The 12,085-nt window shown below is 67.3% G+C and carries 13 protein-coding genes; 6 read left to right on the top strand and 7 right to left on the bottom strand.

Translation table 11 applies throughout. The annotated features are described in order from the left end of the window. Window positions 1-121: 121 nt before the first annotated feature. The 7 genes from KXD96_RS00175 to lmeA all read right to left on the bottom strand — a co-directional run bounded on the left by KXD96_RS00175 (window position 122) and on the right by lmeA (window position 6,175). Entirely contained in the window at window positions 122-2,497 is a 2,376-nt protein-coding gene (locus KXD96_RS00175) for a hypothetical protein (RefSeq protein ID WP_260742171.1), read from the bottom strand. A 126-nt stretch (window positions 2,498-2,623) separates the two neighbouring features. Continuing rightward, complete coding sequence (locus KXD96_RS00170) at window positions 2,624-3,280, bottom strand: FABP family protein (RefSeq protein ID WP_260742169.1); 657 nt, start codon at window positions 3,278-3,280, stop codon at window positions 2,624-2,626. Window positions 3,281-3,425: 145 nt separating this feature from the next. After that, window positions 3,426-3,728 carry a DUF1416 domain-containing protein gene (locus KXD96_RS00165; RefSeq protein ID WP_260742168.1) on the bottom strand — a complete coding sequence of 101 codons (303 nt, stop codon included), beginning with the start codon at window positions 3,726-3,728 and terminating at the stop codon, window positions 3,426-3,428. A 1-nt stretch (window position 3,729) separates the two neighbouring features. Further along, window positions 3,730-4,563: a sulfurtransferase gene (locus tag KXD96_RS00160; RefSeq protein ID WP_260742167.1), complete on the bottom strand. Its 834-nt coding sequence runs from the start codon at window positions 4,561-4,563 to the stop codon at window positions 3,730-3,732. A gap of 35 nt (window positions 4,564-4,598) precedes the next feature. Then, window positions 4,599-5,069: a DUF4395 domain-containing protein gene (locus KXD96_RS00155; protein WP_260742166.1), complete on the bottom strand. Its 471-nt coding sequence runs from the start codon at window positions 5,067-5,069 to the stop codon at window positions 4,599-4,601. 109 nt (window positions 5,070-5,178) lie between these two features. Then, window positions 5,179-5,427, bottom strand: coding sequence for a putative leader peptide (locus KXD96_RS28685; RefSeq protein ID WP_396877640.1), 249 nt, complete (start codon window positions 5,425-5,427; stop codon window positions 5,179-5,181). After that, window positions 5,363-6,175 (bottom strand): mannan chain length control protein LmeA, encoded by an 813-nt coding sequence (gene lmeA / locus KXD96_RS00150; RefSeq protein ID WP_260742165.1) that lies wholly within the window; start codon window positions 6,173-6,175, stop codon window positions 5,363-5,365. The genes KXD96_RS28685 and lmeA overlap by 65 nt, the downstream gene beginning before the upstream one ends. Before the next feature lie 153 nt (window positions 6,176-6,328). Between lmeA and KXD96_RS00145 the strand changes: the two genes are divergently transcribed. The 6 genes from KXD96_RS00145 to pstB all read left to right on the top strand — a co-directional run bounded on the left by KXD96_RS00145 (window position 6,329) and on the right by pstB (window position 12,083). After that, window positions 6,329-7,096 carry a response regulator transcription factor gene (locus KXD96_RS00145; RefSeq protein WP_260742164.1) on the top strand — a complete coding sequence of 256 codons (768 nt, stop codon included), beginning with the start codon at window positions 6,329-6,331 and terminating at the stop codon, window positions 7,094-7,096. Next, complete coding sequence (mshD, locus tag KXD96_RS00140; protein WP_260742163.1) at window positions 7,093-8,010, top strand: mycothiol synthase; 918 nt, start codon at window positions 7,093-7,095, stop codon at window positions 8,008-8,010. The genes KXD96_RS00145 and mshD overlap by 4 nt, the downstream gene beginning before the upstream one ends. 164 nt (window positions 8,011-8,174) lie before the next feature. Then, window positions 8,175-9,302 (top strand): phosphate ABC transporter substrate-binding protein PstS, encoded by a 1,128-nt coding sequence (gene pstS / locus KXD96_RS00135; protein ID WP_260742161.1) that lies wholly within the window; start codon window positions 8,175-8,177, stop codon window positions 9,300-9,302. Between the two features lie 48 nt (window positions 9,303-9,350). Next, complete coding sequence (gene pstC, locus KXD96_RS00130; protein WP_396877636.1) at window positions 9,351-10,382, top strand: phosphate ABC transporter permease subunit PstC; 1,032 nt, start codon at window positions 9,351-9,353, stop codon at window positions 10,380-10,382. Beyond that, window positions 10,379-11,293 (top strand): phosphate ABC transporter permease PstA, encoded by a 915-nt coding sequence (gene pstA, locus KXD96_RS00125; protein ID WP_260742160.1) that lies wholly within the window; start codon window positions 10,379-10,381, stop codon window positions 11,291-11,293. The genes pstC and pstA overlap by 4 nt, the downstream gene beginning before the upstream one ends. A 13-nt stretch (window positions 11,294-11,306) precedes the next feature. Next, complete coding sequence (gene pstB / locus KXD96_RS00120; RefSeq protein ID WP_260742159.1) at window positions 11,307-12,083, top strand: phosphate ABC transporter ATP-binding protein PstB; 777 nt, start codon at window positions 11,307-11,309, stop codon at window positions 12,081-12,083. Window positions 12,084-12,085 lie beyond the last annotated feature (2 nt).

Raw genomic sequence — 12,085 nt, 5'->3', positions numbered from 1 at the left:
GTAGCAAACGAACGGGCGGTGTCGGCGCACGCGGCTATTAGGCATGCGCCGATACCGTATCAGTGCCGGGGGGTATCAGACGGCGCAAATTCGCGGCTACTGCGGGCGCGACGGCGAAAACTCAGCCATGTCCGCCGTCAACCGCAGAAGCGTCCTCGGACGCATGGAATTCGGCATAGCGGCGCGCGAATTCCGCGCCGGGAACGGGCCACTGTTCGCCGGTGGGTCCGCGGACCACCCAGTCGCCCTCGGCCGCGGTTGTGGGGCCCTCCAAGGTGTCTACGGTCTCGCCCGGGTAGGCCGGGCGGGCCCGGACGCTACCTTTCCGCCGCCAGCGCCCGTCGCCGGCGGGCTCGTAGGTCTCCCGGAAGATGTCGTCGCGAACCGACCACTCCTTGCCGTCTTCCTGGATGGCCCAGTCGCCGGCGTCGGCGCGCATGGTGTGCCCCGAATCCGACGTCCAGGTCCATGGGGCGCTTCGTTGTTCGGCGGCCACCGTGCCCACCCGGGTGAAGGATTGCCAGAGCGGGCGTGACCGGAAGCCCAGCTGGCGCAGGCTCCATAACGTGCCCGCCAGGCTGCGCACCGCGGCGTTGAGTAGGCCTGGATCCCTTTCGACCACAGACCAGTCGACCAGCTTGTCGTGGATCTTGCGAGAATCGTCGCGCGGAGAACCGTATTTCCAACCGTTGCGGCGGTAGTAGCGGCACCAGTCCTCATGCTCCGCGCGGGCCATGCTGATCGCCGAGTACTGGTCGAAGCCCATCATGGCGAGCTGTTCCAATGGTGGCAGTCCGGCCATCTCGTGGCCGGACAGCTGCGCCGGCGGGCTGCCCCACGTATTCCAGGTGTGCCCCGCGATCTGCTCCACCATCCACAGCGCATTGCGCACCTGGCGCCGGTTGGACCCACGATAGAACTCGTCGAGCTCCGCCCACGGCATCGTGGCCGCCGATCGTGGCGCGCCCGGTTCGATCGTCGAGACATACCGCTCGTGAATCAATCTCGCCGCGCGCTCCCAGGCGTCCTGCACTTGGCCCTCGGGCGTTTCCAGCACCAGCGAGTAGGACTGCAACCGGCCCACCACCTGGATCGAGTCGTCATTGATGCTGGTGTTGAGGTCCGACGCGTAGATGGGCATATCGGGGAAGCGGGCAGCCAGCCTGGCGGCGGTCGTCGCGGCGTGGGAATCCACGAAGATCACGGCGCTGCTCGCGGGGTCGACGTCGCCGATCAGTTTCAGCATGGTCGGCACCGTCGGCGCCTCCGCCGTCGCGTCGATCGCCGGTCCGTCCGAGGCGAATCCGGCCTGCTGGCGGTAGAACTCGTGATCCGCCAGGTACTCCTGAGCGTCCCGCTCCACCAGCGTCAGCGCGGGCAACGGCACCGCGTCGGGCGGGGTGTAGAAGTCGCGCTCCAGGGCGCGCTGCGTCAGGTCCGCGCACAGCGCCAGGGTCAATTGTGAAGTGCCACAGACGAATACGCGTGCCGTTCGCCCGGTCGCGATGATGCCGTCGAGCAGCCTGCCCGCGGTCACCTCGTACTTGCCGACCACGTCGGCCGCCCATCGGGTGTCCGATCCGCCGAACTGCTGGGCCCGCCACGCTTGGGCCAGCCAGGGATCGTCCATCCGCACGATCAGCGGCAACCGCCGCTTGTGGGCGACCTCGTCGAGCTGACGGCTGATCAGGTCCAGCCACAACAGGTTGACCGCCGGGTCTGGCGCCATCAGATAGAGCCGGGACAAGTGGCGCCACAGCCGCAGCGACACCAGGGTGGTCGGGTTGTTGAAATCCACCAGGACCACCCGGGCGCCCTGCCTGCGGGCCTGCTGCACCCGGTCGTCGCTGGTGCCGGTGATGACGACCAGCGTGCCGCGCCGGTCCAGCGTCCGGGCGACCGAGCTGATCATCGATTGCGTGTCGGCGTCCACGCCGACGATGGCCGTGACGGAGTCCGCCAGGTTGGCCCGCAGCCGGTCCACCTGGGATCGGAAGACGCCGACCACGACGCCGCCCAGCCCGGTGAAGATCGCCGAAAGTGCCGCGATGCGGGCCAGTTCCAGACCAACCGGCGTGGGGTTCGGGCAGGTTCGCCCGCCCACCGAGAAGTCGCCGGTGCCGCCCTTGACCAGACTGGCCGTCGCCATCAGCGGGGTGAAGAAGGCCGGATGGTTGGCGTCGTGACAACCCCAATAGGAGGTGAGGCCCAGAACCGTCGTCATGGGGACCAGGCCTGCGATCAGGGTGAACGAAACACCCACCATCCGGTGGCTGCCGCCCGAGCGGAAGGTCAGCACGGATGCGGCGATCAGTACGGTGACGACGATCGCCAGCGTGGGCATCGAGCCGGGACGGCCGAACCAGGCGAGGGCCGGTGGCAGCGCGTCGATGATGTCGGGCTGCAGGTCCAGTACGGCCAGATAGGCGATGAGGAGGAGGCCGACAGCGGTTACGCCCCAGCGCAAGATGGGCGAGGGTGTCCTCGTGGGACGCATCCGCCGATCTCCCTTCGCGCGGTATCGGCTGCTCGGACGTCGAACAGTACACGCAAAAGATCGGCCGAAGGCAACGACTCCGGGTGGGTGCGCATCGCCGAGTTGCCCAGTCGGGCAACCGGCCGGCTATCCGACGTACCGCGAAAGCCGCGCCGAAAGGTGCGGCACCAGGCCGCCGTCGGCATCCACCCGTTCCTCGACGTAGGCCAGGTCGCCACCCTCGACGATGCCGTAGAGCCGTTTGGCGCCACCGACCAGCACCCCGGATCGGCTGCGGGCCAGCGCATCGGTCACCAGCTCCCACGACGACTGGGTGCGCGGCCGTCCGTAGAACAGCTCGACGTAACCGGCCGAATGGGCCAACAGCAATTCGATCGCCTGAGATTCGCTGGGGTCGTCGGGATCGCTGACAAAGCGCCAGAAGCCCGTCTCGCGCAAGCCGCGTTCCTGGTAGTCGCCCGTCTCGCTGAGCCGCCACGAGCGGGACTCCCAATTCAGATAATCGCCCCCGTCGTGCGAGACCACGATCTGCTGGCCGAATCGGTAATCCCCGTCATGGGCGTGGCCCTCGCCTACTCCGCGCCACACACCGACCAGCGGCAGCAACGCCAGCAAAGCGTCGTGCAGGTTGGCGCCTTCACGCAGGTTGGCGGTGTCGGCAGGAAGCGGAAGATCGTCGAAGGCGGGAATGTTGCGGCCAGCGGTCAGCTTGGCGCGTTCGGCGGCGGCGGCCACCGCGCGATCGCCGGAGCCCGCCGGGCTCGATGGCTCGTCGGAAGTCACGATTCGTCAGTGATGAGCCGGTACAGCGTGTACAGCGCGAACCATGAGATCACCACGACCGACACGACCAGCATGATCTCGAAGAAAAGCACCACGCGGACAAGTCTATTCGCCGCGCGAGTTCCCGGTCAGGGCAGCCGAGGTCTCAGGCGATCTTGACGTCCACCTCGTGGATGCCCGCGCCCGACGGAGCCACCACGGCGTTCCCGTTACCGGCCGCCGACAGCGCGCGCAGTGTCCAGGACCCGGGCGCCGCGAAGAACCGGAAGTCGCCCGTGGCCGACGCGACGACCTCGGCGGTGAACTCGTCCGACGAGTCGAGCAGGCGGACGAACGCGCCGCCCACCGCCTGCCCGTCGCGGTCCACGACGCGGCCGGTGATCACCGTTTCCTTCTCCAGGTCGACGCTGGCGGGCAACGTCACGCCTTGTTTCGGGGCAGAGCACATATCAGCTTCCCAACTCAATCGGGGCGCCCACCAGGGAGCCGTATTCCGTCCAACTTCCGTCGTAGTTCTTGACGTTTTTGTGGCCGAGTAATTCCCGGAGCACGAACCAGGTGTGCGACGACCGCTCCCCGATTCGGCAGTACGCGATCGTTTCCTTGGAGCCGTCCAGCCCGGCATCGGCGTACAGCTTGGCCAGCTCCTCGTCGGATTTGAAGGTGCCGTCCTCGTTGGCGGCCTTGCTCCACGGCACGTTGATCGCCCCGGGAATGTGGCCGGGCCGCTGGCTCTGCTCCTGCGGCAGGTGCGCCGGCGCCAGGATCTTGCCCGAGAACTCGTCGGGCGAACGCACGTCGACCAGGTTCTTGGTGTTGATGGCCGCGATGACCTCGTCGCGGAACGCCCGGATGCTGTTGTCCGGCGCGGCGGCGGTGTATGAGGTCGCCGGCCTGCTCACGATGTCGCGGGACAGCGTGCGCCCGTCGAGCTCCCACTTCTTGCGGCCGCCGTCGAGCAGCTTGACGTCGGCGTGGCCGTACAGCTTGAAGTACCAGTAGGCGTAGGCGGCGAACCAGTTGTTGTTGCCGCCGTAGAGGATCACGGTGTCGTCATTGGCGACGCCGCGTTCGCTGAGCAGTTTCGAGAATTGCTGCGCGTCGACGAAGTCGCGCTTGACCGGGTCCTGCAGATCGGAACGCCAGTCCAGCCTGATCGCGCCGGGGATGTGGCCGGTGTCGTATGCGCTGGTGTCTTCGTCGACTTCGACGAAGACGACACCGGGGGCGTCGAGATTGCTCTCGGCCCAGTCCGCGGAGACCAGGACGTCGGAGCGTGCCATGCGGGGGATCCTTTCGATCGCTTTCTATGAACGGTTCATGCGGTGCGCGCGGCGCCTCGCAAGCGCGCGACCAGGGGATAGAGCTGGCAGCCCAGGCAGATGCCGAAGGCGGCATTGAGGAAGGCGGCGGTCAGCGCCGCGGCGGTGGCGACCGCGCCGATCAAGAAGGCGCCGGCGGCGAACGCGACGACACCGGCGAGCGCGAAGACGAGGCCGACGAGTTGGGCGAACTTCAGCGGTGCGACCGGTTCGCGCTCGCCGACGGGGCCGAGGCGGGGCGCCACGACGCGGGCGAATATTCGCCCGTAGGGGTGCTTGCGCGGGCCGCCGACGGCGCCGAGGGCGAAGATGATGGCCTGAACGCCGAGAATGACCGCCGCTGCGAGCGGACTGGCGGCGGACACGGCGAGCGTGACGACCAGGACTGCGGTCGTGACCCAGGCGGCGAACCTCGGGCCCCGCACGTCGACGGTGTCTGGCTGGGTGGTGGTGTTGCTGCTCGGCATGGGACTACTCCTGGATACGCATGTTGCTGTCGGGAACGAACGACGGGAGACGGGGCCTCGGTAACGTTCCGGGGCTGGCTCCGAGTGCTACGACGAAAACGCGCGGCGCTCAGCAGCTACAGCGACAGCAACAGCCCGCGGTGCGGCACAGATCGACTGCGCGGCGTGAAGTGAGCAGGGGCTCAAGGCGGGCTAGCACGTCGGCTAGTTTACCGAATGACGGACGGCGATCAAATCTACAGGCGATTGCCGCGCGGACCGCAGGCCCACGGCTTCGCCCAGGCACGGCGGGGTCAGGACTGCTTGAATCCGTCCATGTTGACGGTGACCCCGTAGCTGATGCCCTCGATGATGACATCGGAGCCGCGCGCTCCCTCGGTCTTCGGCGCCACCCCGAACGGGAGCCGCTGGTTGGGCACCCTGGCGGTGAAGGCGCGCAGCACCGCATCCCGCTTGTCATCCGGGACGGCCTGATCCGCGGTGTCCGGCCCGGTCAGGACGCCGGTCGGCGTGATGACCAGCGTCGCGGGGTCGTCCGGAGCGATGGAAAGGTCCACTGAGACGCTGACCCGATGCTCGAACTTGGCCGACTGCGGGGTGCCGCTGAACAGTAGGCCGTGGCTGTCCGAGATGCCCGACGCGGTGATGCCCCCGGTGGCGGTGTTGGTTTCCCTGGGCGGCGCCTCGACCATCAAATCGGTGATGCCCATATAACGGCCCAGGTGCGTCGAGTCGATGATTATGCGGCTCTCCAGTTTGCCGACCGGCAACTCCGCATCTGGCCCGATCAGCCAGGAGGCGTGGCGCAAATCGACCGAGTACATCGTGGCTTCCAGCGTGGCCTTCCCGACCGCCGCATGGTCGACGGCGTTGGCCTTGATCTCCAGCTGGTTGTAGCGGTGGCGCATCGCCTGCGGGATGAACGGGAACGCCACGATGGCTACGAAGGGGTCGGACCTCAGATTGGCCGCTTTGCGCACGCTGCACGACAACCGGTATTCGGCATAGATGCTGCTGCCGTAGTCGATCCCGACGACGCCGAGCACGACCACGGCTACGGCGATCGCCGTGGCCGACAGGGCGATCAGCACCTTGCGCACCCGCACATTGTCGCGTAACCACCCGGGTGGCGGGGCTCACACTGCCTCGTCGCCACGCGTAAATGGCAGGTGGCAAGTTATCGTTAGGTGACCTGGCCACTAACGCGTCGTTGCGTTGCGAATTGTGAAGATGCCGTTCCCCCGAGCTGGAGGGGTTAGTTGGAGCTATTACTGCTGACTTCGGAGCTGCATCCCGACCCGGTCCTCCCATCGTTATCGCTGCTTCCCCACACCGTCCGGACGGCGCCCGCGGAGCCGTCCTCGTTGCTCGAGGCCGGGACGGCGGACGCCGTGCTCGTGGATGCGCGCACCGACCTGTCGTCGGCACGCGGCCTTTGCCGCCTGTTGAGCACCGCGGGCCGATCCGTCCCCGTCCTAGCCGTCGTGAGCGAAGGCGGCCTGGTGGCGGTCAGCGCCGACTGGGGACTGGACGAGATCCTGTTGCCCAGCACCGGCCCCGCCGAGATCGACGCCAGGCTGCGGCTGGTGGTGGGTCGCCGCGGGGGGTTGGCCGACCAGGAAAGCGCGGGCAAGGTGAGCCTGGGGGAGTTGGTGATCGACGAGGGCACGTACACCGCGAGACTGCGGGGTCGCCCGCTTGACCTGACCTACAAAGAGTTCGAGTTGCTCAAGTACCTGGCTCAGCATGCGGGGCGCGTATTCACCCGCGCGCAGCTGCTACACGAGGTGTGGGGATACGACTTCTTCGGCGGCACCCGCACCGTCGATGTGCACGTGCGCCGCCTGCGCGCCAAACTCGGCCCCGAACACGAGGCATTGATCGGCACCGTCCGCAACGTCGGGTACAAGGCCGTCCGGCCGGCACGCGGCCGCGCGCCGATCGCGGAGTCCGAAGACGCCAACGCCGTCGAATCCGACTCCGCGGATATGCAAGAGCCGCTTGGCGACCCGTTGCGCAGTACGTGACCGCGCCGGCCTGGCGCTCGACGCTAACCGCGGACGAGCAACGGCAAGTACGCGAACTAATCACGGCGGCAACGGAATTCGATGGGGTCGCGCCCGTGGGCGAACAGGTGCTGCGCGAACTCGCGCACGACCGCACCGGGCATCTGCTCATCACCGAGACCGACGAGATCGTCGGCTACCTCAACCTCTCGCGTGGTCCAGACGCCGGAATGGCCGAACTGGTGGTGCACCCCCGGGCCCGCCGGCATGGTTTCGGAACGGCGCTGGCGCGAGCGGCGTTGGACAAGACCGGCCGGAGCAACCGGTTCTGGGCGCACGGCACGCTCGAGCCGGCCCGGGCCACCGCCTCCGCGCTCGGTCTGGTTCCGGTACGCGAACTGCTGCAGATGCGACGCACGCTACGTGACACGCACGACCTGGTGCGTCCCGTGCCGGGCGTGCGGATCCGCACCTACGCCGGCCCCGGCGACGATGCTGAGCTGCTGCGCGTCAACAACGCCGCCTTCACCGACCATCCCGAACAGGGCGGCTGGACGGAAGTTCAGCTGGCCGAGCGGCGCGACGAACCGTGGTTCGACCCGGCCGGTTTGTTCCTCGCGTTCGGCGATCCGGAAACCGATCAGGCGGACAAGCTGCTGGGCTTTCACTGGACCAAGGTGCATCCCGATCACCCTGGCTTGGGCGAGGTCTACGTGGTGGGCGTCGACCCGGCGGCGCAGGGCCGGGGCTTGGGTCAGATGCTGACGGCCATCGGCATCGAGTCGTTGGCGCACCGGCTGGCCGACTCGGCCGAACCGACGGTGCTGCTCTACGTGGAGTCGGACAACGTCGCCGCGGTGCGCACCTACCAGGGCTTGGGTTTCAGCATCTACAGCGTGGACACGGCCTATGCGGTCGCTGCCGCCGACCACTGACCGCACACGCCGGCGGCGGGCCCTGCCCCGGTTGTTCACTTGGGCTTGCTAGTCAGACGTAGCCGCGGGCTGCCTCGGAGCATGTTTTCGCGAAAGCCTGGCAACCTATTGGGAGTGGCCGCGGCGCACACGCGGGTTGGAGAATGCGTCAGGAAGCGAGATCGGTGAGGCTCGACAGGGGAGGCAGGGCGCTGACCGCGCTGGCTGTGGCGGTGGCAGTCGGCGGCGCCACCTTGACCGGCTGCGGCAGCGACCAGAACCGGCGCGGCGCGTCGCCGGCAGCCGTCTCCGGGCCCACGGGCACGGCGGGATGCGGCGGCAAGAACAAGCTGACCGCGGAAGGCTCGACGGCTCAGCAAAACGCGATGGCGTTGTTCAACCAGGTCTGGGGCCAGTACTGCCCGGGCAAGACCGTGTCGTACAACCCAACCGGCTCCGGTGCGGGGCGCGAGCAATTCATCGCCGGCCATGTCGACTTCGCGGGCGCCGACTCCCCGCTGGCCGCGGACCAGATCGGCCCGGCCGCCGCACGCTGCGGCGGAAACCCGGCGTGGGACTTGCCGCTGGTGTTCGGGCCGATCGCATTGGTCTACAACCTGCCCGGAGTCCCGGCGCTGGTGGTCAGTAGCGACGCGTTGGCCAAAATCTTCACCGGGAGGATCGCGGCCTGGAACGACCCGGTCCTGACAGCCCTCAATCCCGGCGTCGTGCTACCCGACACCAAGATCACGCCGATCTACCGGACGGACTCATCCGGGACCACCGACAACGTGCAGAAATTCCTGACCGCCGCCGCACCGCAGAGCTGGGCCAAAGGCGTGGGCACAGAGTTCCAGGGTGGGGCCGGCGAGGGGGCCACGAAGTCGGTCGGGGTCGTTCAGGCGGTGCGGGCCACACCTGGCGCCATCGGCTACGTCGAGAAGGGTTTTGCCGACCAGGCCGGCATGCCCTACGCCCAAATCGGCACCAACAAGGGTGCCGTCATCCCGCTCACCAACGAGACGGCCGGCAATGCCGTCAATGCGGCAAATCTCGTGGCCGACGGCAACGACCTGGTGCTTGACCTCAACTCGATGTACAGCTCCCAGCAGCCGGATAGCTACCCGTTGGTCCTGGCGACGTATGAGATCGTGTGCTCGAAGGGCTCCGACCCGGAAACCTCCGGCGCAATCAAGTCATTCCTTACTGTGGCCGCCGGCCCCGGCCAGACCGATCTTCCCTCGGCCGGCTACGTTCCGTTGCCCGCTAAGGTCAAACAGCGACTGGTTGCCGCGATCAACGCCCTGCAGTGACCAACTGGCCCCGGGCTTAAGGAGCGACAGAACTGTGCCGGGATCACAGTGACCACGCCGAACCCCATCGACGCCGGTGCGGGAGCGACCGCTTCCACGCCCTTTCCGCAGGCGCCGGTGATACCGATCGGCCCGTGGGCCGATGCCCGCGCACATGTCGGGGATCGGGCATTCCGTTGGCTCGCCAACGGTTCGGGTTTCCTGATCGTGGTCGTGATCGGGGCAATCGGCGGCTTCCTGTTGCTGCAGGCGCTACCGGCATTGAGACGCGATCGCGAGAACTTCTTCAGCTACGGCGGCAACTGGGTGACCACCGACACTTCGGCGATGCACTTCGGCATCTCCGATCTGCTGAAGGTCACCCTGTTCGTGTCGGTGTTCGCGTTGCTGCTGGCGATGCCCGTCGCGCTCGGCGTCGCCATCTTCGTCACGCAGTACTCGCCGCGGCGCGCCGCCGGCCCCTTGGCCTACGCCGTCGACCTGCTGGCCGGGGTCCCCTCCATCATCTACGGCGCGTTGGGCCTTTATGTGCTTGCGCCGCAGCTGCAACCCGCAGCCACCTGGCTGAGCCATTCTTTCGGCGGGTGCTTCCTGTTCGCCGAGGGCAATGCCTCGGTGACCGGCGGTGGCACCATCTTCACCGGCGGTGTCGTCTTGGCGGTGATGATCCTGCCGATCATCACCGCCGTCACCCGCGAAGTGTTCATCCAGGCGCCGCAGGAGCAGGTCGAGGCCGCGCTGGCGCTCGGCGCCACCCGCTGGGAAGTGGTGAAGACGATCGTGCTGCCGTTCGGACGGTCGGGATACATCAGCGCGGCGGTGCTGGGGCTGGGTCGCGCCATGGGGGAGACGGTCGCGCTGCTGATCATCCTGCGCGGCACCCAGGCAACGTTCGGCTGGTCGCTGTTCGACGGCGGGTCCACCGTCGCGACCAAAATCGCGGGGGCCGCGGCGCAATTCAACGACCAATACAAGGCCGGCGCGTACATCGCCGCGGGGCTGGCGCTCTTCCTGCTCACCTTTCTGGTCGACGCCCTGGCGCGTGGCGCGGTCGCCGGTACCCGATGGGGTAGTCGATGACCTCGATGTTGGACCGCCCGCTGAAGCCGCGCAGCTTCTCCAGGCCCAGCCGGCGCCGCCGGCTCGCGGATCACGTTGCGATGGTGCTGGTTTCGCTGGCAATGGTGATTGCGGTGGCGCCCCTGCTGTTGGTGCTGTACTCGGCGATCGCCAAGGGATACAGGGCGATCGCATCGACCACTTGGTGGACGCACTCGCAGGCGGGCATGACTGCCTTCGTGGCCGGCGGCGGCGCCTACCACGCGATCGTGGGCACCGTGCTGCAGGGATTGGTATGCGCGCTGATCTCGATCCCGGTCGGCCTCATGCTCGCCGTCTATCTGGCCGAATACGGTGCCGGCACCCCGCTGGGCAGACTGGCCACGTTCATGGTGGACATCCTGAGCGGGGTGCCCTCGATCGTGGCGGCGTTGTTCATCTACGCGCTGTTCGTGGCGACCTTGGGTCTTCCTCGCTCCGAGTTCGCGGTATCGCTGGCGCTGGTCCTGCTGATGCTCCCGGTGATCGTGCGAGCCACCGAGGAGATGCTGCGAACCGTCCCGGTGGACCTTCGCGAGGCCAGCTACGCGCTGGGCATCCCGAAGTGGAAAACGATCCTCAGGGTGGTGATTCCCACCGGGCTGTCGGGCATCGTCACGGGCATCCTGCTGGCGATGGCCAGGGTGATGGGCGAGACGGCCCCGCTGCTGATTCTGGTCGGTTACGCGCAGTCCATGAACTTCAACATCTTCAGTGGCTTCATGGGGACGCTGCCCGGCATGATGTACAACCAGACCAGCGCCGGCGCCGGCGTGAACCCGGTCCCCACGGACCGGTTGTGGGGTGCCGCCCTAACCCTCATCCTGGTGATCGCCACGATCAATATCGGGGCCCGGGTGACAGCGAAATTTCTTGGCACCGAGAAGTCATAGGCAGGAGCACTAAGTGGCCAAACGGTTGGACCTCAAAGCCGTCAACATCTATTACGGTGCGTTTCAGGCGGTCGCGGATGTGACGCTGTCCATCCTTCCGCGCAGCGTCACCGCGTTCATCGGCCCGTCGGGTTGCGGCAAGACGACGGTGCTGCGCACGCTCAACCGCATGCATGAGGTGGTCCCCGGCGGACGGGTTGAGGGCAGCGTGCTCCTCGACGACGAGGACATCTACGGCGCGGGCGTCGACCCGGTCGGCGTGCGCCGGGCGATCGGAATGGTGTTTCAGCGACCGAACCCGTTCCCCGCCATGTCGATTCGTGACAACGTGGTGGCCGGTTTGAAGCTGCAGGGCGTGCGCAATCGCAAGGTGCTCGACGAGACCGCTGAGTATTCGCTGCGCGGGGCGAACCTGTGGGACGAGGTCAAGGACCGGTTGGACAGGCCGGGCGGCGGGTTGTCCGGGGGGCAGCAGCAGCGGTTGTGCATCGCGCGGGCGATCGCCGTGCAACCCGACGTGCTGCTCATGGACGAGCCCTGCTCGGCGCTGGACCCGATCTCGACGATGGCCATCGAGGAACTGATCAGCGAGCTGAAGCAGGACTACACCATCGTCATCGTCACCCACAACATGCAGCAGGCGGCCCGAGTCAGCGACTACACCGCGTTCTTCAACCTCGAAGCCGTCGGCAAGCCGGGGCGGTTGATCGAAGTCGACGACACCGAAAAGATCTTCTCCAACCCCAGCCAGAAGGCGACCGAAGACTACATCTCGGGCCGTTTCGGCTAACC

The organism is Mycobacterium sp. SMC-2 (assembly GCF_025263485.1).
Taxonomy (GTDB): Bacteria; Actinomycetota; Actinomycetes; order Mycobacteriales; family Mycobacteriaceae; genus Mycobacterium.
The sequence above is the reverse complement of the archived record's forward strand: the minus strand, read 5'-3'. Positions and strand labels throughout refer to the sequence as shown.